Annotated in this window: 20 protein-coding genes; 1 reads left to right on the top strand and 19 read right to left on the bottom strand. The window is 41.6% G+C overall.

Annotated elements, in window-relative coordinates; genetic code table 11:
• Nucleotides 1-4: 4 nt before the first annotated feature.
• The 8 genes from HNQ41_RS10430 to rpsU form a co-directional block, all read right to left on the bottom strand.
• Entirely contained in the window at nt 5-982 is a 978-nt protein-coding gene (locus tag HNQ41_RS10430; RefSeq protein ID WP_184664371.1) for a PhoH family protein, read from the bottom strand.
• A gap of 5 nt (nt 983-987) precedes the next feature.
• Nucleotides 988-2175 carry a sporulation protein YqfD gene (yqfD, locus tag HNQ41_RS10435; protein ID WP_184664372.1) on the bottom strand — a complete coding sequence of 396 codons (1188 nt, stop codon included), beginning with the start codon at nt 2173-2175 and terminating at the stop codon, nt 988-990.
• Between the two features lie 36 nt (nt 2176-2211).
• Entirely contained in the window at nt 2212-2499 is a 288-nt protein-coding gene (gene yqfC / locus HNQ41_RS10440; protein ID WP_184664484.1) for a sporulation protein YqfC, read from the bottom strand.
• 230 nt (nt 2500-2729) lie between these two features.
• On the bottom strand, nt 2730-3275 hold the full coding sequence (locus HNQ41_RS10445; protein WP_184664373.1) for a hypothetical protein: 546 nt from the start codon (nt 3273-3275) through the stop codon (nt 2730-2732).
• Nucleotides 3276-3315: 40 nt separating this feature from the next.
• The gene (floA, locus tag HNQ41_RS10450) at nt 3316-4317 is read right to left on the bottom strand and encodes a flotillin-like protein FloA (protein WP_184664374.1); all 1002 of its coding nucleotides are present in this window, start codon (nt 4315-4317) and stop codon (nt 3316-3318) included.
• Nucleotides 4318-4355: 38 nt separating this feature from the next.
• Nucleotides 4356-5717 carry an NfeD family protein gene (locus HNQ41_RS10455; RefSeq protein ID WP_184664375.1) on the bottom strand — a complete coding sequence of 454 codons (1362 nt, stop codon included), beginning with the start codon at nt 5715-5717 and terminating at the stop codon, nt 4356-4358.
• Between the two features lie 245 nt (nt 5718-5962).
• Entirely contained in the window at nt 5963-6412 is a 450-nt protein-coding gene (locus HNQ41_RS10460; protein WP_184664376.1) for a GatB/YqeY domain-containing protein, read from the bottom strand.
• 15 nt (nt 6413-6427) lie between these two features.
• Nucleotides 6428-6601 (bottom strand): 30S ribosomal protein S21, encoded by a 174-nt coding sequence (gene rpsU / locus HNQ41_RS10465; protein WP_184664377.1) that lies wholly within the window; start codon nt 6599-6601, stop codon nt 6428-6430.
• A gap of 253 nt (nt 6602-6854) precedes the next feature.
• On the opposite strand from rpsU, the gene HNQ41_RS10470 reads away from it, so the two are divergent.
• Nucleotides 6855-7787 (top strand): Na/Pi symporter, encoded by a 933-nt coding sequence (locus tag HNQ41_RS10470; protein ID WP_184664378.1) that lies wholly within the window; start codon nt 6855-6857, stop codon nt 7785-7787.
• Between the two features lie 353 nt (nt 7788-8140).
• On the opposite strand, the gene mtaB is transcribed toward HNQ41_RS10470, so the two are convergent.
• The 11 genes from mtaB to HNQ41_RS10525 all read right to left on the bottom strand — a co-directional run bounded on the left by mtaB (nt 8141) and on the right by HNQ41_RS10525 (nt 20764).
• Nucleotides 8141-9487, bottom strand: a complete 1347-nt coding sequence (gene mtaB / locus HNQ41_RS10475; protein ID WP_184664379.1) for a tRNA (N(6)-L-threonylcarbamoyladenosine(37)-C(2))-methylthiotransferase MtaB — start codon at nt 9485-9487, stop codon at nt 8141-8143.
• 4 nt (nt 9488-9491) lie between these two features.
• Nucleotides 9492-10244, bottom strand: a complete 753-nt coding sequence (locus HNQ41_RS10480; protein WP_184664380.1) for a 16S rRNA (uracil(1498)-N(3))-methyltransferase — start codon at nt 10242-10244, stop codon at nt 9492-9494.
• 9 nt (nt 10245-10253) lie between these two features.
• A complete protein-coding gene (prmA, locus tag HNQ41_RS10485) occupies nt 10254-11198 on the bottom strand; it encodes a 50S ribosomal protein L11 methyltransferase (protein ID WP_184664381.1) in 945 nt (314 codons plus the stop codon).
• A gap of 31 nt (nt 11199-11229) precedes the next feature.
• Nucleotides 11230-12357: a molecular chaperone DnaJ gene (gene dnaJ / locus HNQ41_RS10490; protein ID WP_184664382.1), complete on the bottom strand. Its 1128-nt coding sequence runs from the start codon at nt 12355-12357 to the stop codon at nt 11230-11232.
• A 626-nt stretch (nt 12358-12983) separates the two neighbouring features.
• Nucleotides 12984-14819, bottom strand: coding sequence for a molecular chaperone DnaK (gene dnaK, locus HNQ41_RS10495; RefSeq protein ID WP_184664383.1), 1836 nt, complete (start codon nt 14817-14819; stop codon nt 12984-12986).
• A 50-nt stretch (nt 14820-14869) separates the two neighbouring features.
• Complete coding sequence (gene grpE / locus HNQ41_RS10500; protein ID WP_184664384.1) at nt 14870-15442, bottom strand: nucleotide exchange factor GrpE; 573 nt, start codon at nt 15440-15442, stop codon at nt 14870-14872.
• Nucleotides 15443-15595: 153 nt separating this feature from the next.
• Complete coding sequence (hrcA, locus tag HNQ41_RS10505) at nt 15596-16642, bottom strand: heat-inducible transcriptional repressor HrcA (protein ID WP_184664385.1); 1047 nt, start codon at nt 16640-16642, stop codon at nt 15596-15598.
• A gap of 102 nt (nt 16643-16744) precedes the next feature.
• On the bottom strand, nt 16745-17890 hold the full coding sequence (hemW, locus tag HNQ41_RS10510) for a radical SAM family heme chaperone HemW (protein WP_184664386.1): 1146 nt from the start codon (nt 17888-17890) through the stop codon (nt 16745-16747).
• A 147-nt stretch (nt 17891-18037) separates the two neighbouring features.
• Nucleotides 18038-19864: a translation elongation factor 4 gene (lepA, locus tag HNQ41_RS10515; RefSeq protein WP_184664387.1), complete on the bottom strand. Its 1827-nt coding sequence runs from the start codon at nt 19862-19864 to the stop codon at nt 18038-18040.
• A 237-nt stretch (nt 19865-20101) separates the two neighbouring features.
• Nucleotides 20102-20317, bottom strand: coding sequence for a hypothetical protein (locus HNQ41_RS10520; protein ID WP_184664388.1), 216 nt, complete (start codon nt 20315-20317; stop codon nt 20102-20104).
• Nucleotides 20318-20371: 54 nt separating this feature from the next.
• Complete coding sequence (locus tag HNQ41_RS10525; protein ID WP_184664389.1) at nt 20372-20764, bottom strand: hypothetical protein; 393 nt, start codon at nt 20762-20764, stop codon at nt 20372-20374.
• Nucleotides 20765-20778: the final 14 nt, after the last annotated feature.

A 20778-nucleotide genomic window follows, 5' to 3' on the forward strand; every position in this document is an offset into this window, starting at 1 on the left:
AGGGTTAATTTTCCCCCTCCTCTTGATCATACGCTTCAATTACACGTTGTACTAGCGTATGGCGCACAACATCCTCTGCTTGAAGTTGAATGATGTCGATCCCTTTCACATTCGCTAACACATTTGTAGCCTCTCGTAATCCTGAGACTTTTCCCTTTGGCAAATCCACTTGTGTTAAGTCTCCTGTAACAACCATTTTTGACCCAAAGCCAAGCCTAGTTAAAAACATTTTCATTTGTTCATTGGTTGTATTTTGCGCTTCATCTAAAATGACGAAACAATCATCTAATGTTCGCCCACGCATATAAGCTAGTGGTGCAATTTCAATCGTTCCGCGTTCCACTAATCGCATCGTATGCTCAGTACCTAATACATTGTGCAATCCATCATAAAGCGGGCGTAAATAAGGATCGACCTTTTCTTTTAAATCTCCTGGCAAAAACCCTAAGTTCTCCCCTGCTTCAACAGCAGGTCTTGTTAATACAATTCGCTTCACATGACCTTCTTTTAAGGCATGTACTGCCATGACAACTGCTAAATATGTCTTCCCCGTCCCTGCAGGGCCAACACCAAATACTAAATCTCGCTTCCGAATTGATGAGACATAGTGCCGTTGCCCTAACGTTTTTGCAACGATCGGCTTCCCTTTTACAGTTGTGGTAATTTTTTCATCGTAAAGGTCTTGTAGTTGCTCTAACATTCCACGTTGAGCGAGCTGCCCAGCATAAACGACATCACGCTCTTGGATTGGGACACCTTTTCGGATCAGCTCTAAAAGGGAATAAAGAACCTCACGAACTAAAGAAACTGTCTCTTCTGAACCTTTTACAGATACTTGTTCCCCTCGTGTATAGATCGTTGTATTTAACTTTTCTTCTAAACGATTTAAATGACGATCGTTCGGTCCAAACAGAGCTTGGACCTCATTTGCATCTTGTACTTCTAAGGAAATCGTATTTGGGTTTGTATTGTTTTCTGTCAAATTCCTCAGTCTCCTTGCACAATCGGTTGTTCCTCAACAATCTCTTCGATCATTTCATAATGGATATTCACTTTAACTTTACCATTCTCTACCTCATGGTGCAAAACTTTTTCATCTTTTATTTCTGCATCAACATCAACATGATCAAAAATTTCCTCTTTTGCAAATTCCTTTGCCACTTCAACCGCTTCTTTTTCCTCATACGATTGCGTATAGTTTTCTGTTTCATACATTCGTTTTTGCTCATATCCAAAAGGAAGATCATAGCCGAACAGCTTCCAATTTGACTGATCTACTTCTTGTTTAATATTTTCAGCTTCAGGTTCTCTAATCCCCCATAACGGTACACGCAATGATCCTAATAACAATCGGTGGTGGACTTGCGGTTCATCTTCTATAACCTCATATGTGCGTTCCAATGGTACGGTCACCTTCGTTTCATACCATATTTCACCCTCAACAGAACCTGTTGCCGCTACTTGCTGTTGGTTCTCCTCATTTCCAATAAGCCCAGAAATAAGCACGTCCCCTTTTTCGACATAGTCATCTTCTTTTACTTGAGCTTCCCCATGCTCAACAAAAATATCGTGTACAACAGCATCTCGATTTGCCACCAAATGTCTCGGGGCCGCATCTTCATGAGGCTCAGCCAGTTCCTTTTGTACAACTTGAAACTGATAGGTCGTCCCCCGTACGTTCACACCAATCCACGTCGCTTCACTCACTTCTGCAGACACAATCGACTGTAACTCTTCAGGCGAAGGAAGGCGTGATTGCAACACCCCAGGGCGTACCCCTAGTTCTTCAATTGTTAGTCGCAACTCATGTTCAAGTTCAGGTGTCGCCCCTTCAATTTCAACATTCCAGACAAGGTTAGAAAGGAACCAGAGTACAGCAAAAAATAATCCGATTCCTGCCACAAATCCGTAACGTTTCATCACTCGACGTACAAAAAATGGACCACCATGTCTTTCTAAAAAGCGAAATTTACACCCTGTTTTTTTGGCAACCCAACGAACATCTTTCACGTTTGTCGTGAGGATATCCGCTGAAATTGTCCCATTTTTATCGTTCTCGAGATCCCACAATACGATTCCTCGATTTTGGCATTCATTGATGAATTGTTCCGGAACTTCACCTTTAATCTCAATACGAACATACCCGATGACCTCGTTCATCCACCTTTGTCTCATCGCTTTTGTTACCTTCCTTTCTTATCGAGATCCTACTCAATCATTTATGTCATACACAACGTCGTGAATCGTTCCTTCAATCAAGATTTCTTCGGGTAAAATCATTTTAATAACAAAGTCACTTCCTCGCACGTATAACCATCCACCTTTAAAACGTAAAATGACTTCCTCGTTTGTAAAACGGACAAGGCCTCGGTGATTTTCTATGTAAATATGCAAATTTCCAATCATTGTCACCCTTGGCAAGTCCATCATGATATCCGATGGTAAATCGAATTGCTCCCCCATCCATTGTTCGATCCATTTTCGAAACCTCTTCATGATGATCCCCCTTCTCCTCTTTTATATTTATGATCATACCTGGCAAACTATCACCCTTATCATAAATGAAAGAAATTTCTTTTAACCCACATTGTTATCATTATCAAAACCATGTAGGGTTCCCCATTATATTTGCTTAAGACAAACAAAAAGCTGTGCCAAAAAGGGGGCTACCCTCATGGCACAGCTTCATTTCATAACTTGCACATCTGTTCTTAACTTATTTCAAACATTTATCGACGACGCATATAACCAGCTTGACTTCCATTTCTTTGCCCTTTTGGACGCTCCAATATTTCTGACCAAACAACACCTTTTACCACTTCGTTCTTGGAAATCGAATGGAAATCGATATCTACATTTGACCTTTTCTTTTTTGGACGGTCCGGGGCTATAATCGGCGAATCACCGATTTTTTCTGCTTGTTTCGCTGCCTGCTCCTTCTTACGTCGAATTTCTTCGTATCGATCTTGTAGCTCTTGATTAACCGTTTCAATGTTGCTCAAGTCTGGCTTTTCTTGATCGCCCATTGATGGAGATTTGGGCTGCGATCGTTCAGCCGAAGGCTTTCTCGTTGTGGGCGGCGCCTCTTCTTGTCTAAAAATTTCACGCCAATCGATTTCTTTTTCCCCTTGATCATTCGGTTGTGGCGAACGACGTTCACCGGGACCTTGTCGATCATCCGATTTACCACCAGACTGAAAGAAACTTAATAAAGCTGCAACGATGAAAAAGAGCAGGAGCGGGGATTCAAAAAGCAGGTTGATCAGTTGTTCCACCTCGATCACCTCGCTCCTATACGAATATCATAACTTCACATTAATAGTTACCAGACGAATCATCTTCCTCTTCACCATCGCCTGTCGCTTTTCCGATGGAATCTCTCATATCTGTGTCAGCCATAATGTTTTTATAGTTCATATAATCCATCACACCGATATTTCCAGAACGTAATGCTTCTGACATGGCAAGTGGTACTTCCGCTTCCGCTTCAACCACTTTCGCACGCATTTCTTCGACGCGCGCTTTCATTTCTTGTTCCTGAGCAACAGCCATCGCACGACGTTCTTCTGCTTTCGCTTGTGCGATCTTCTTATCGGCTTCTGCTTGGTCTGTTTGTAGTTCTGCACCGATGTTTTTACCGATGTCGATATCTGCAATGTCAATCGACAAGATCTCAAACGCGGTACCTGCATCCAATCCTTTTGTTAAGACTGTTTGTGAAATCATATCCGGGTTTTCAAGAACCTCTTTATGATCTCCTGCAGAACCGATTGTGGAAACAATTCCTTCACCGACACGAGCGATAACCGTATCTTCTCCGGCACCACCGACGAGGCGATCGATATTCGCACGAACAGTAATACGCGCTTTAGCCTTTACTTCAATACCATCCATTGCAACACCCGCAATAAACGGTGTTTCGATAACTTTCGGGTTAACACTCATCTGCACTGCTTCTAAAACATCACGACCTGCTAAGTCGATCGCTGCACAACGTTCGAAGCTTAAATCGATATTTGCACGCTGAGCGGCAATAAGTGCATTTACAACACGATCAACGTTACCCCCAGCTAAGTAGTGACCTTCCAACTTGTTTGTGCTCAAATCTAAACCGGCCTTGACCGCTTTAATAAGCGGGTTTACAACGCGTGCTGGAATAACACGACGTAAGCGCATTCCAACGAGTTGGAAAATGCCTAAACGCACACCCGCTGCCCATGCCGAAATCCATAGCATGACTGGTACAAACGTAAATAGTACGGCAAAAGCGATAATGATTAATGCCAGTACAATAAGTAGAGTGATGTCTAAATCCATATACGCTCCTCCTTGATCATCATAATTTAAGATAAAAGTTAATCGTTCTGCTCATCTTTTACTTCACGAACAACAATTCGTGACCCAGATGTACTCACAACTTTTACTTTCTTCCCTTGTTCAATATATCCTCCCTCAGAAACAACGTCAAGGCGTTCTTCTCCAAATAACGCTGCACCTGCCGGACGTAAAGGTGTCAAAACAGTTCCCACTTGCCCTACGAGCTCACTTCTCGTCTCACTTGAAACATAACCAAGTTCACTTTTCGTTGAATCTGTTAATACGACATGTTTTAATGGACCACGGTAACCGACATACTTGAAGAATAAGATCGAAACGATGATCGTAAGAACAGCAGCAATCATGATCGAAATGATAATGTTCACTGTTGAGAAAGAGGCTAAAACCATACTTCCAATCAGCGACCCCGCCCCCAGTAAACCAAAAATACCAAAACCTGGAACGAGTATTTCAATCCCTAATAGAACGATTCCGAGAGCAAACAAGATGAACGTTTCCCAACCAGCAAAACCGGCAATTAAATGACCTGCAAAATAAAGTATAAGTGAAGATGCACCCATAATGCCAGGAACGCCAAAACCAGGAGAATATAATTCTAGTACAAGGCCTATACTTCCAATAGATAGTAGAATCGGGATAACAACTGGGTTTGTAACAAAACGGGCGAGCTGTTCTGCAAATGTTACTTCCATTTCGCGCTCTTCTGCCCCTTCTAAACCTAGGTACTCGAGAAGCTCCTTTCGATCTTCAGCTATTGCCTCAGCATACCCTACTTCGAATGCTTCACCTGCTTTTAAAGTTAATAAGTTCCCTTCACCTGCACGGTACTTTGGTAGATCTACCGTTGAATCAGCCATTGCACGAGCATAAATGGGATCGCGATCATTTAATTCCGCTGAGTTTTCCATTGTTGCAAGCCACGATGAATGCATTTTGTCCTCTGCTGCTGTGCCTGAACCATCGATCACTTGCGCTGAACCCATTTGTGTGCCTGGCTTCATCACAATGTCGTCGGCATTTAAAGCAATATAAGCACCTGCTGACATCGCTTCATGAACGACGTATGCTGTTATAGGTAGAGGACTATTCCGAACCAAGCTTGCAATTTCTCCTGCTGCATCAACTAAGCCACCAGGTGTGTTAATTTCTAAAACTATGTGGTCTGCCCCTGATTCAACCGCTGTCTCTATTCCCCGTTCTAAAAATGCACCGAGACCACGTTCAACCTCTTGTTCAACTGGTATATAAAATACTTCTTGACCCTCGCTATTGCTATATGCTGACGGTTGAAAAACGGATAATACAAACGATAAAGCGATAAGAAAAGAATAAAACACGGTGCGAATATTTCCTTTTTGCAAATGATCCCCCCCTTCCATTACAGAAAACCTATATCTTTTATTATTTAACGTCGCGGAAATTCAAACATGCACGTCAGACAGCTTATTTTTATCATATTAAAAATACCACAATCTCAAAAATGAGACTATGGTTGATACGAAAAAAAGCTGACTCATTAAGAAATGGGTCGCCTTTCAACTCAGATGATATACAGGAATTGGCTCTAAAAACCTTTATCCCGTATATCATCGAATTGATGATGACGACCCTAATCGAGTCAGCCTCAAAGCTTAGATAATTCTTGTTGTACGAGTCGTTTGACTAGCGATCCATCCGCACGTCCTTTGACTTTAGGCATGATCGCTGCCATAACGTCACCCATACCCGCCTTCGACGAAACACCTGTTTCTTCAATTGTTTGTTGAACAATCGTCAAGAGTTCGTCTTCTGTTAACGGCTTTGGCATATATTGTTCGAGAACAGTCATCTCTGCTCGTACGTTTTTAACCAAATCGTCACGATTGGCGTTTTCATATTCTTGGAGGGATTCCTTCCGCTGTTTCATTTCTCGATTTAGAACTGTGAGCACTTCTTCTTCAGTCAATTCATGACCAAGGTGAATCGCTTCATTTTGCAGAGACGATTTCACCTGTCGAATGACAGAAAGACGAGATTTTTCTTTGTTCTTCATCGCTTCCTTCATATCCTCGTTGAGGCGTTCGAGAAGACTCAATGAAAACACCCTCTCTTAGAACTTACGTTTACGAGCTGCTTCTGATTTCTTCTTACGCTTTACGCTCGGTTTTTCATAATGTTTACGCTTTTTCACTTCTGCCATCGTACCGTCTTTAGAAACTGTTTTCTTGAAGCGGCGAAGAGCAGCATCGATGGATTCGTTTTTGCGTACTCGTGTTTCAGCCATCTTTGTATCCCTCCCTCCAAGCAACCAATCAAGACATATTTACATCTTTAGGTTATATGTCATGGCTAATTATATACGAATGAGAGACTTGGGTCAACTTTTATTAGAAATCCTATTCAACTTGGAAGAAAAAGACAAAAAACTCCTCAATTTTAAAACCGTTTCAGTTTCTGATTGGAGTTCTTAACATCCCTAAAAAAAGTTGTCATGAACGAAACGACTTGTCCATAGACATGCTATGAGGTGAATGCTAATGAATGAATTATTTTCTCAGTTTGTGATTTTCTTGTCCATCTTTTTATTTGGGATGTTCGTTATGCGCCAAGGCCTAGTCAACATGCAAGAACATCATGCGAGCAAATGGCTCGAACAACTCGTTGACAAACCGTGGAAAGGGCTTTTAGTGGGTACAATCGTCACCAGCTTGTTACAAAGTAGTTCAGCTGTGATCATCATATCCGTTGGTCTTGTAGCCGCAAAAATGATCCCTTTTTCTGGAGCTGTCGGTGTTATTCTCGGTGCTAATATTGGGACGAGTGTTACATTAGAGATCTTAGCTGTTGATTTCACATTTTTCATTATCCCATTACTTCTTATAGGCGTACCACTACTTTTTTTTCAACGACGAGCGTTTTTTTGCCTTGGCTGCGTTTGCTTTGGACTAGCGAGCATTTTCATTGCAATGAAAGGATTTGAGTCATTAGCAGCACCTCTGTCATCGCTACATACCATTTATGATGCGCTTGCGATGACAAAAGAAAGCCATTTACTAGGAATTAGTGTTGGTGCACTCGTCACAGCTGTGATTCAGTCCAGTACAGCAACGACAGCTGTCGCAATGTCCTTTGTAAACGAACACCTTTTCACATTACAGACAGGAGTTGCGATCATGCTTGGTGCAAATATTGGGACGTGCATCACTGTGTGGTTAGCAACAATTGGTGGTACGATTGACATGAAACGAGTTGCATATGCGCACATTTGGGTCAATATTTTCGGAGCAGTACTATTTTTCCCATTCATCGAGGTTTTTTCCGATTGGATAGCACAAACGAGTTCATCGCCAAGTCAACAACTGGCTCATGCAAGCCTCGTATATAATGCGATCACTTCACTCGTTTTATTACCATTTGTTAATCCGTTCATAAGAGGTATTCACTGGCTATACAAAGGAAAGAAGAAATAACAAAAAAGCTGACAAGACAAACACCACAAATGAACTTTGATGGTGGGAAAATAGATCTTGTCAGCTTTTATTGATTTCAGAAATGAATGTCAACATTCAAAATAAGATATTGAAATCCGAACGAATAATGAATGGGCCTCCACTTCAGACGGACGCTTTCCCGAGGGCTTGTCTTCAGCTAACTTATGCGAGGCTTGGCCTCGCATAAGTGGATCTTCAGACTGCGCTCTATCCTCTGGGAGTCGCCGTCTTTCGTTTCAGCCACCTTTTATGATCCGTATATGAAATAAAAATGAATAGATATTATTCATTTTATTGCTCATAAAACGGCATGATGAAATTGATTCAAATGCTTAAGATCTCACAACTTCAACATTTTCATATTCTAGATTTGCAACAGGTGTCGCTTCGTTTATCGGATAACCTGCTCTATCAATACGCACTGGGACAACTTGCCCAACAGCACTTTCTTCTACTTGGACACGGATTTTTAAGTAGTTATCAGAATAACCTACAAAATATCCTTCGTCTCCTCTTTCTTTGTCACGCTCTTCAGGTATCATTTCAACAATTTCACCATCAAAACGAGATGCATATGATTTTGCTAGCTGCTCTGAGAGGGAAATCAGCTGATGCACGCGTTGATTCTTTGTCTCATCATCGACTTGATCTTCCATTCTTGCTGCAGGTGTACCTGTACGTTTTGAATACGGGAAAACGTGCAATTCGGAGAAACCAATTTCAGAGATGAACGCGAATGTTTCTTTAAATTCTTCATCTGACTCACCTGGGAAGCCCACGATCACATCAGTCGTCATCGCTAAACCTGGTAGAACTTTTTTCAGACGTAAAACCCGTTCTTTATATTCAGCGGTCGTATATTTTCTACGCATCCGTTTTAATACAGAATCAGACCCTGCTTGTAAAGGTACATGTAGGTGGCGAACGATTTTATTAGAATGGTCGATGACATCGATCACTTCATCTGTAATTTGACTTGCTTCAATAGAAGAAATACGGATACGCTTTAATCCGTCGACATTTTCTAGCTCACGAAGTAAATCGGCAAATTGATAATCTTTCATGTCTTCCCCGTAACCACCAGTATGAATACCTGTCAAAACAATTTCTTTGTAACCTGCTTCTACAAGTTGTTTTGCCTGTGTTACGACGGATTCAGGGTCACGGGACCGTAGCAAACCACGCGCCCACGGAATAATGCAAAACGTACAAAAGTTATTGCAACCTTCCTGAATTTTCAATGATGCACGTGTTCGATCTGTAAATGAAGGAACATCCATCTCTTCATACACGCGGGTCTTCATAATATTGCTAACACCATTGATGGGTTCTCGTTCTTTTTGATACTCACGGATATACGGAATTAACTTATGACGATCTTGCGTACCGACAACGATATCGACCCCTGGAATCGCCATCACTTCGGCAGGAGACGTTTGTGCATAGCAACCTGTCACACAAACGACAGCATCAGGGTTTTTTCGAATCGCACGGCGTATCACTTGGCGACTTTTTTTATCACCTGTATTTGTCACTGTACACGTATTTATAACATATACATCTGAACCTTGTTGGAAGTCAACTTGTTCATAGCCTTCTTCTTTAAACAATTGCCAAATTGCTTCAGTTTCATAATGGTTAACTTTACACCCTAAAGTATGGAATGCAACGGTAGGCACTGTATCACCCCAAAATTTCTAATTGATAAGAAATGACGGATAACCCATACATCGATGCGGTTTCCGTACGTAAAATTCGTGGACCAAAGGCGCAACATGTTGCACCAGATTCGACCATTTGTTCTATTTCCTCGGGAGAAAAGCCACCTTCAGGCCCAATCACGAGGAGAATCTTGTCCTGTTTATTCACACTTGTAAGCGCAGCAGATAACAAATGCTGTTCACCTTTTTTCGCGGTTTCCTCATATGCGACGAAAACGTGATCATAATTTGAAAATGCTTGCGATAGTTCTTTCGTTGTCGCAAGATCTTTGATGTGTGGAACAATGCGCCTATGCGACTGTTCGGATGCTTCTTTTGCGATTTTTTCAAGACGTTGACGTTTTTTATCTTGTTTTGCTTTTTGCCATTTCACGATCGAACGATCCATGGTCACTGGTATAAAAGATGCTGCCCCTAACTCCGTACCTTTTTGGACAATCGTCTCCAATTTATCACCTTTAGGTAAGCCTTGAGCGACTGTCACATGCACAGGTAATTCTGGGTCATCTAGAAGTTTCCGTATCACTTTAGCATCGATCGCGTCTTGTTCCACAGACGTAAGCGACACTTCGTAACAATCACCTTCGTACGTACAGCAAATGACCGTGTCACCAGACTCCATTCTCATGACACGGCCAATATGCTTTGCATCATCTCCAGTTATTTTTACCGAAGACTCGTTAAACGCTTCGTTAGCAAGAAAATATCGTTGCAAATTGATCACCTAATTATGTGGTTTTTTCGCTATAATTGCAAGCCATTCTTCCATTTCTACAATTTCATCTATAACAAAGCCACTTGACTCTAGAGATTCGAGCACTTGTTCTTTTTTTGCTTGGATAATCCCTGATGTAATAATCGTTCCACCTGGTTTTAAAATGCGATATGCATCATCAGTCATGCGAACAATGATTTCAGCAAGGATGTTGGCAACAACAGTATCACATTCACCAACAAAATGCTCAAGTAAATTCTTCTGCTCCACAGACACGACATCTTGAACTTTATTCAATTTTGCATTAAGCCTTGCTGATTTTACCGCCACTTCATCAAGGTCTAATGCCTCGACGTCTTTGGCACCAAGTTTCGCAGCAGCAATACTCAACACACCTGATCCTGTTCCAACATCAACGATACGTTCGCCTTCTTTTATTCTTTTTTCAATGGCTTGTAAAGAAAGAACCGTCGTTGGATGTGTTCCTGTTCCAAAGGCCATTCCAGGGTCCAGTTCAATCACACATTCATCATCTCGTACTTTTTCATAGTCTTCCCAAGTCGGTGTGATTGTAACCTTCTCTGAAACTTTTACGGGTTTATAGTACTTTTTCCAAGCTGTCGACCATTCTTCTTCATTTACTTCACTCAATGAAACATCATTCGGTCCAATATCGATGTCTAAGACAATTAAATTATTAATTGCTTCTTTAATTGCTTCAACCGTTTCCCCTAAAAAACTGTTTATCGGTAAGTATGCCTTAACAATGACACCTTCGTTTGGATAATGTTCCGAGGAAAGTTGGTAGATCTCACCAAATTTCGTATCCCTTACTTTTAACAAGTCATCAGGGTCTTCGATAACAACACCACTTGCCCCAGACTCATGCAAAATATTGCTAACAGGCTCCACCGCCTCTTGACTCGTATGGATACTAATTTCTGACCATTTCATCGTCTACCAACTCCCTCTTTAAATTCAACCTTTACTCACCGAAACTTTTAAAGGCTCGCTTTACCTTTTCAAAAAAGTTTTTATTTTGCTCATCCGGCACTTCATTGCCTTCGATTTCTGAGAATTCTCGTAACAGTTCTTTTTGCCTGTCTGTTAATTTCTTCGGTGTAATCACACGAAGTTGTACGTGTTGATCACCTTTGCCAGCACCGCGGACGTTTGGTGCACCTTTTCCTCGCAGACGGAAGTTCGTCCCCGTTTGTGTTCCTGCTGGCACTTTCAACCTTACTTTTCCTTCGAGTGTCGGAACTTCTATGTCATCCCCTAATGTGGCTTGCGCAAACGTAATCGGCATTTCACAGAAGATGTCATCACCGTGACGTTCGAAAAATTCGTGCGGCTTCACATTAATGACAACAAATAGATCTCCTGGTGGTCCACCGTTAACTCCGGGTTCACCTTGTCCAGATACGCGAATTTGTTGGCCATTATCGATCCCTGCTGGAATCGAAACATGGATCGTTTTACGACGGCGAACTTTTCCAGCACCACCACACGTACGGCACTTGTCTTGAATAAACTGTCCAGTCCCATGACAATGTTGACACACACGACGGTTAACAACACGACCGAAAGGTGTATTTTGCTCAATGTTTAATTGTCCACTACCTCCGCAATGCGAGCACGTATCAGGACTTGTTCCTGGTTTAGCACCTGAGCCATCACATGTGTCACAATCTTCTTCACGTGGGATCTCGATATCTGTTTCTTTTCCAAAGATCGCTTCCTCAAATTCAAGGCCCATCGTATATTGCATATCTGCACCTTGGCGTGGCGCATTAGGGTCTCTACGACCTCCGCCGCCAAAGAACATGTCAAAGATATCACTAAATCCACCGAAGTCTCCAGCTCCGGCTCCGCCACCACCAAAACCTTGGTTTGGATCGGCGTGACCAAAACGGTCATAGTGCGCTCTTTTTTGTGAATCACTCAACGTTTCATAAGCTTCTTGCACTTCTTTAAATTTATCTTCTGCATCCGGTGAGTCGTTGACATCCGGATGATACTGCCGAGCAAGCTTACGGTACGCCTTTTTAATCTCTGATTCCGAAGCACCTTCACCGACACCGAGTACTTCATAATAGTCTCGTTTACTCATCCTATCCACTCCCGACTCCTATTAACATAAGGAATATCATAACACTTAAATATTTCATCCTGCAAGTAGAAAAGCGAAAGGTGCTTGAATATCGGCGACAAGTGCTGCAGGTCCGACAAGTAGAAGAGCTTTTTGCTTCAATTGTCGGACCGAAGCAATCTCGAGCCGATAGCACCTGTAGCTAGACAGTAGAAAAGCGAAAGGTGCTTGAATATCGCGACAAGCGGACACTCATTCCGTTAATCATCTCAAAAACTTGATTTTTCATAAGCTAACAGACATATGTTCCGTTATTACCTCGTTGAAAGCCAAATTAGCGATCTTTTTTCACAATTAACGGAACACATGTCCGTTCAAGGTAAAAAACCGCTTTTTTAAGGAAATAACGGAGTCTATGTCCGCCTAGCACCACACACTTAACTACTTGCCGATGAAATGATGAAACATTTTTTCAAGCTAGCATTCGCTAACAAAATCAACCTGTTTTCGTGAAAAAGAGGCTGACTCACAGGGGTCCTAATGGCGATAGTAAGAAAGTTTTTCTTTTACCATTAGTTTTGGCCCCACTTGTCTGTCAGCCTCTTAAGCGTTTCGATTCACTTGAATTAACGCAATTGAATCGTCACTTATTTTTTATTTTCATCGTCATTTACTTCTTCGTAGTCAGCATCTACAACGTCATCTTGCCCTGCTCCAGCATCGCCTTCAGCGCCTTGTTGTGCTTGCGCTTGTTCAGCAGCTTGTTGATAAAGCTTTGTAGAAAGCTCTTGAACAACTTCTTGAAGTTCGTCTTTCGCTGTGCGGATTGCTTCGATATCTTCACCTTCAAGTGCTGTCTTCACTTTATCTTTCGCTTCTTCAGCTTTTTGCTTTTCTGCTTCCTCGACACTTTCGCCAAGATCATTGATTGTCTTCTCCGTTGTAAAGACTAACTGATCTGCTTCATTGCGAAGGTCAATTTCTTCACGACGCTGCTTATCTGCTTCTGCATTTTCTTCTGCATCTTTTACCATTTGCTCGATGTCTTCTTCAGAAAGGCCAGAAGAAGATGTGATCGTGATCGATTGTTCTTTGTTTGTGCCTAGGTCTTTCGCACGAACATTAACAATACCGTTCGCATCGATATCAAATGTCACTTCGATTTGCGGTACACCACGTGGTGCTGGTGGAATATCCGTCAATTGGAAACGGCCAAGCGTCTTGTTGTCAGCAGCCATCTCACGCTCACCTTGTAGGACGTGAATGTCAACAGAAGGCTGGTTATCTGCTGCAGTAGAGAACACCTGTGACTTGGACGTTGGGATCGTCGTATTACGCTCAATCAACTTCGTTGTTACGCCACCCATTGTTTCAATACCAAGTGAAAGTGGTGTTACGTCAAGTAAGACAACATCTTTAACGTCACCAGTTAAGACACCTGCTTGAACAGCAGCACCAAGTGCAACAACTTCGTCTGGGTTCACACCTTTGTGAGGGTCTTTTCCTGTAATTTTCTTAATTCCTTCTTGTACCGCAGGGATACGAGTCGAACCACCAACAAGAACAACTTTATCAATTTCATTTGGTTGTAGACCTGCATCTTTTAATGCTTGGCGCGTTGGTTTCATCGTTTTTTCAACAAGATCTGCTGTTAACTCTTCAAATTTCGCACGAGTAAGCGTTGTTTCTAAATGCTTAGGTCCTGCTTGGTCCGCTGTGATAAACGGAAGGGAAATTTGCGTTTGTGATACACCTGACAAATCTTTCTTCGCTTTTTCAGCAGCATCTTTAAGGCGTTGTAAAGCCATGTTGTCTTGTGACAAATCAATGCCATTTTCTTTCTTAAATTCAGCTACAAGATGATCGATAACTGCTTGGTCAAAGTCGTCACCACCAAGTTCATTATCACCAGATGTTGCACGAACTTCAAAGAACCCGTCGCCTAGTTCAAGGATCGAAACGTCAAATGTTCCGCCACCTAGGTCATAAACGAGAATCGTTTGATCGTTTTCTTCGTCTAAGCCGTATGCAAGTGATGCAGCTGTTGGCTCGTTAACGATACGTTCAACTTCAAGACCTGCAATACGACCTGCATCCTTTGTCGCTTGACGTTGGGAGTCATTAAAGTAAGCTGGAACTGTAATAACTGCTTTCTCAACAGTTTCACCTAGATAAGCTTCAGCGTCGGATTTTAATTTTTGTAGGATAATCGCGGAAATTTCTTGTGGAGTGTACTCATTCCCTTCCATTTCCACTTTGTAATCTGTTCCCATATGACGTTTAACGGAAACGACCGTATTTTGATTTGTAATCATTTGGCGCTTCGCAACTTCACCAACTTGGCGTTCACCATCTTTAAAAGAAACAACAGAAGGTGTTGTGCGGCTTCCTTCAGCGTTTGGAATTACAGTTGCTTCGCCACCTTCCATAACAGCAACACAAGAGTTTGTCGTACCTAAATCAATACCGATAACTTTGCTCATGATTAATCCTCCTATTCTACTTCCATTTATGTGCGATGTTTTTATGCTACTTATGTGTTTACTTTCACCATTGCCGGACGAATCACGCGATCGTGAAGTTGATAACCTGTTTGCAGCTCTTCAACGACAACATTGCTATCATATTCATCTGATTCTACCTGCATGACGGCTTGATGAACATGTGGGTCAAACGGTTGTCCGACTGTTTCAATTTGCTTTACACCTTCACCATTCAGCGCTTCGTGCAGTTGTCGATAAACAATATCCAGTCCTTCAAGAAGGTTTTTTGCTTCTTCAGTTTCTGGTGTTGTTTGAATCGCTCGATCGAAATTGTCAACGACCGGTAAAAGTTTTTCAAGGAACGTTTGCGAGCGATACTTCGCTTCTTGCTCTTTCGCTTGTTTCGTACGTCGTCGGAAATTATCGTAATCAGCTTGAACTCGCAGGAGACGCTCATTGAGATCGGACACTTGATGTTCCAAATCCTCAATTTTTAGCTCTTGCTCAGATTTAGCCTCTTGTTCGCTTGCTTTATCATCCTCTTGGATTTCTTGCTCTTCTGATACGGACGCTTCTTCCTGTTGCGATGTTTGCATTTCCTGCTGTTTTGATTGTTCTGTCACGACGTTCACCTCCTCAAACCTAGGACCTAGTCGATCCCTTCTATATTCAAATTTCTTCTAAACCATAACGAAACCGCCTTTTTCGGTATGAACCAAAAGACGTTCGATCAGTCCAATACTGGAGAATAAAACGAATGGCGTTATTTGTCAATATCACCACTCGTTTTTTCTTTGATATAGATTCGTCAACAGTTTCGACAAATCTTTGGAAATATAATCTAAAATCCCGATCACACGACGATACTCCATTCGCGTCGGCCCGAGAATCCCTACAGTTCCCATATGTTTACCATCGATCGAATACGATGCAGTAATAATCGTACATTGATCAAAGGGCTCCAAATCGTTCTCTTCACCAATACGAATGGTCATACCATGATTTTGCGAACGAAAGAGTCGATATATCAACGATTCCTCTTCAAACATGTTCATCATTTCTCGAATTCGATCAACGTCTCGAAACTCGGGTTGCGCCAAAATATTTGTCTTACCAGAGTAATAGATTTGTTCATGGAGCTCTGGGTTAATGGTTTCATTTAGCATCCCAATCATTTCTTCATAATGATCGAGATATTCCCGTAAAACGTAGCGAACTTCTGTGTTAATTTTCTCTTGGAGCTGAATAAGCGGAACATGCCTAAGTCGGTCATTTAAAATTTTCACAAACTTCTCTAATTCCGTTGTTTGAATGACTTCTGGGATTGACACCGTTTGTTTCTCAACATGCCCTGTATCAGTAACAATGATCGCAACCGCTGTGTCTGGCGAAATCGGTACAAGTTGAATTTGTTGTAATGACGAAGAAAACACAGCCGGCCCTAAGACAATCGACGTGTAACGTGTCAAATCAGATAGTATATTCGCGGAATGCTGAATAACCTTCTCAAGCTCGTTAAATTTTTTTGTAAACAACTGATCGATGTCAGCAATCTCATGTCGACTCAAACCCACATCCTTTGGTGCAAGGAGGTGATCAACATAATAACGGTACGCTTTTTGTGATGGGATGCGACCAGCGGAACTATGCGGCTTTTCTAGAAATCCAAGTTCTTCCAGATCTGCCATGTCGTTTCGAATGGTAGCAGGGCTGAATTTGACATCACGACGCTTGGAAACACTACGAGAGCCTACTGGCTCCGCGAAGCGAATATAATCATCAATGATCGCTTCTAAGATGAGCAATTGTCGCTCTGATAACATAGTATCACCCCTGTTAGCACTCGTGTGTTTCGAGTGCTAAATCTATTCTATACGTTACCAAATCACCATTGACTTTGTCAACGAAGTTCAACTGTAAATGAACTACTCTTCACCTAATAAAAATTGTTCAAACACATCGTTACCGAAATAGATACCTTCTTCTGTTAAAGAAACGGCTTCGTCCGTTTCTTTTATGAAACCTTTTTCCGTTAAATAATCCAAAGCGTCCGCAAATACTTTACGTAATTCAATATCATATTTTTCACGAAACATTGATTTTGAAACCCCTGCTTTCTTTCTAAGACCCATAAACATTTCTTCTTCCATCATTTCTCGCTTACTTACATGATGCTCTTCACGAATAGGTAGTTCCCCTTCTTTAATCGACGTCATGTATTTAGGTAAGGGGCCGAGGTTCTCCCGGCGCACACCTCCCATATAACTATGGGCACCTGCACCCACTCCGTAATAACCCTCGTTGTTCCAATACGTCAAGTTATGCACACTTTCATAACCTCGCTTTGCGAAGTTGCTGATTTCATATTGGCTATATCCATTTTTCTCCATCTCTTCAATGAGTACTTGAAACATCTCTGCTTCTGTTTCCTCAGATGGTAACGGGAGAACACCTTGTTTCCACCGTTGATAAAACACCGTCTTTGCTTCGATTTTCAAGGCATAACTACTTACATGATCTACATCTAAACGAAAAGCTTCGGCTAAAGTATCACGAAAACCTTCTAGCGTTTGCCCTGGTAAAGCATACATCAAGTCGATCGAGATGTTGTTAAACCCAACCTTACGCGCAGCTTTTATTGTACGTTCCACATCACCTGGAGCATGGTCTCGTCCAATTTTTTTCAACAATTGTTCGTTGAATGTTTGCGCACCAATACTTAGGCGATTAACACCACGCTGTTTCAATTGCTTAAGTTCTTCCACGCCGACATTTCCAGGATTAATTTCAACGGTATATTCGATATCACTTGCACGTTTCGGAAAATGATGAGCAATGCTACTAAGGAGTTTATCCAATTCTGTAGATTTCAACGCCGTCGGCGTTCCACCTCCAACATAAATGGAACGAATCTCCTCTGGCGGGTACAGCGATGTAACACGCTTCATCTCTTGGTCGCAACATTGTAAATACTCATCTACAGGTTGGTATTGGTAATAAAACTTATTAAAGTCACAGTAATGACATATTTGTTCACAAAATGGTACATGAACGTAAACAGCTTGAATCATGATTACCCCTCAATCTAACAGGAAAAGAAAGGCCCGGCCCTTTTAATGAACCATCAATCTAGCGCCTCCACCTTGTAGTGTCCAGCTCACTATATCGATGGGTCTAAAAAAGCCAGACCCTTTTAAATTCCCCTTTTATTTATACCTTTAGTTGTCCTCATCCATACTCAATACAGACATGAAGGCTTCTTGTGGTACTTCTACATTACCAACACTTTTCATGCGTTGTTTACCTTCTTTTTGCTTCTCAAGTAATTTACGTTTACGAGAAACGTCACCACCGTAACATTTCGATAGGACGTTCTTCCGCATCGCTTTAATCGTCGAACGAGCAATAATTTTTTGACCAATACTTGCTTGAACTGGAACTTCGAATTGCTGTCTTGGAATTAATTCTTTCAACTTTTCAACAATCGCTTTCCCACGGTAATATGCACTATCTCGGTGAACAATGACTGATAAGGCGTCGATTCGATCACCATTTAGTAAGATGTCCATTTTCACGAGGCTGCTTTCGCGATAGCCGATCATTTCATAATCGAACGAAGCATATCCCTTCGTACTTGACTTCAACGTGTCGAAAAAGTCATAAACAATTTCAGCTAATGGAATTTCATAAACGATTGTAACACGCTTATCATCCAAGTATTGCATATCAGAATAAACACCGCGTTTTTTCTGACAAAGCTCCATAACAGGTCCAACAAAATCATTTGGCACCATGATTTCAGCGCGTACAAATGGCTCTTCGACTGAAGAAATCTTCTGTTGTTCAGGCATTGAAGCTGGGTTATCAATATAAATCGTCTCGCCCTCGCTTAAATGAACAGAATAGATTACCGAAGGCGCTGTCGTAATTAATTCAATATTAAATTCTCGTTCAATTCGTTCTTGAATGATTTCCATATGCAAGAGACCTAGAAAACCACAACGGAAGCCAAAACCTAGCGCTTGTGATGTTTCTGGTTCATATTGCAAAGAAGAATCGTTTAGTTCTAATTTTTCAAGCGCTTCACGTAAACCAGTATAATTATTTGTATCCACTGGATATAAACCACAAAACACCATCGGATTCATTCGTTTATAACCAGGAAGCATTTCTGGTGCAGGGCGATTCGCATGGGTAATCGTATCACCGACACGGCTGTCACCAACATTTTTTATCGACGCTGTTAAGAAACCAACATCTCCAACTGTTAACTCATCGCGAGCTTCTGGGTTTGGCGTAAACACACCTAGTTCTTGCACTTCAAAATCTTTTTCCGTTGCCATCATACGAATTTTATCGCCAGGACGAATACCCCCTTCTACAACTCGGAAATAAACGATGACGCCACGGTACGGATCATACAAAGAATCAAAGATCATTGCTTGAAGTGGCGCTTGTGGATCACCAGGCGGGGGTGGCACTTGATCGACCACTGCCTCTAAAATATCTTCAATCCCGATGTTATTTTTCGCAGATGCCGGGATCGCCGTTTCTTTAGGTAAACCAATAACGTCTTCAACTTCCTGTAGTACACGATCTGGCTCCGCACTTGGTAAATCAATTTTGTTCACCACTGGGATAATTTCCAGATCATTATCGAGAGCGAGGTAGACGTTTGCTAACGTCTGCGCTTCAACACCTTGCGCAGCATCCACGATGAGAAGAGCTCCTTCACATGCTGCCAATGAACGCGACACTTCGTATGTAAAGTCGACGTGCCCAGGTGTATCAATAAGGTGGAAAATATATTCTTCACCATCTTTTGCCGTATATGTTAATTGAACGGCATTTAATTTAATTGTAATACCGCGCTCTCTTTCTAAATCCATCGCATCCAACATTTGATCTTGCATTTCACGTTGGGTCAATGCACTCGTATGCTCTAATATTCGATCAGCCAATGTTGATTTACCGTGGTCAATATGGGCAATAATCGAGAAATTCCTGATTTTTTCCTGTCGTTGCAACCGTTCCTTGTTGTTCATTTCACTACCACTCCTACTTTATTGGGAGAATACACTATCGTTCATTATAGCAATAAGGTTTGTGAACTTCAATGACCATCATTTTTTACCTTAAGCTGTTTTTTAAAAGATTGCTGCTTTTTAAAGATTTCACACTGGAATTCGCTACAGGTAAACGGTGGATAAGACGACATCAATTCTTATTTCAACTGTCCCATTCATGGCGTCTTCTTTGTCGCGGACATACAGTCCGTTATTTCAGTCAAAAATGCCATTTTTAAGAGCTGCACGGACATTTGTTCCGTTAATCCTCTCTTTTGCATGCAATAAGGCTGTTTTTTTGCTAATAGCGGAACTCATGTCCGTAAAAAGCTCAAAATCAGCCTTTTTCAAGTAAATAATGGAATTAATGTCGGCACTTAAGGCGAACGACATAATGGGCATTTCCACATTTAACCAACCTGACGTCGTCACTTTTTGCTTCTCCAAGTTCATCGAAAATAACAAAGTTAACGAAAGAGCTATATCCTAAGAAGACGGAGGCTCTTCAGTGTAAGAACGGTTTCGATCTAGCAATGTAAACAATGACCCGAATACTTGTTCAACGATATCGGCTGTCTTTATTCCAAGCTGAGAAAAGACATTTTGATTATGGTCAACTTTGTCATACCTCTGTTTCAAACGAACATTTTCGCGTTTTTCAATGGATTTGTCTTCTTGTCCAATAAGTTCTTCTTCCAGTATTCTTGGCTCATCATAATCAACGACACCACTAGTATATGTTTCTTCTTCTGTTTCTTCCACCTCCACAGGTAGAGACGGTGTCGCACCTTGTTGCATATTGATAAACACGATACCGAAGATTGCTCCGAAGAAAAATATGGTGGTCATGACGCAAACTTTTATAAAAAACGACTTCACGCCACTTCCTCCTC

It is taken from the genome of Texcoconibacillus texcoconensis, from assembly GCF_014202575.1.
Lineage (GTDB): Bacteria > Bacillota > Bacilli > Bacillales > Salisediminibacteriaceae > Texcoconibacillus > Texcoconibacillus texcoconensis.

Bases quoted from the DNA above. Each gene is read 5' to 3' on its own strand.
- dnaK (WP_184664383.1), bottom strand. From the start codon at position 14,819: ATGAGCAAAGTTATCGGTATTGATTTAGGTACGACAAACTCTTGTGTT.
- HNQ41_RS10455 (WP_184664375.1), bottom strand. From the start codon at position 5,717: ATGGAAGGGGGGGATCATTTGCAAAAAGGAAATATTCGCACCGTGTTT.
- floA (WP_184664374.1), bottom strand. From the start codon at position 4,317: ATGGATTTAGACATCACTCTACTTATTGTACTGGCATTAATCATTATC.
- hemW (WP_184664386.1), bottom strand. From the start codon at position 17,890: ATGATTCAAGCTGTTTACGTTCATGTACCATTTTGTGAACAAATATGT.
- hrcA (WP_184664385.1), bottom strand. From the start codon at position 16,642: ATGTTATCAGAGCGACAATTGCTCATCTTAGAAGCGATCATTGATGAT.
- rpsU (WP_184664377.1), bottom strand. From the start codon at position 6,601: ATGGCTGAAACACGAGTACGCAAAAACGAATCCATCGATGCTGCTCTT.
- HNQ41_RS10470 (WP_184664378.1), top strand. From the start codon at position 6,855: ATGAATGAATTATTTTCTCAGTTTGTGATTTTCTTGTCCATCTTTTTA.
- prmA (WP_184664381.1), bottom strand. From the start codon at position 11,198: ATGAAATGGTCAGAAATTAGTATCCATACGAGTCAAGAGGCGGTGGAG.
- lepA (WP_184664387.1), bottom strand. From the start codon at position 19,864: ATGAACAACAAGGAACGGTTGCAACGACAGGAAAAAATCAGGAATTTC.
- dnaJ (WP_184664382.1), bottom strand. From the start codon at position 12,357: ATGAGTAAACGAGACTATTATGAAGTACTCGGTGTCGGTGAAGGTGCT.
- yqfD (WP_184664372.1), bottom strand. From the start codon at position 2,175: ATGAGACAAAGGTGGATGAACGAGGTCATCGGGTATGTTCGTATTGAG.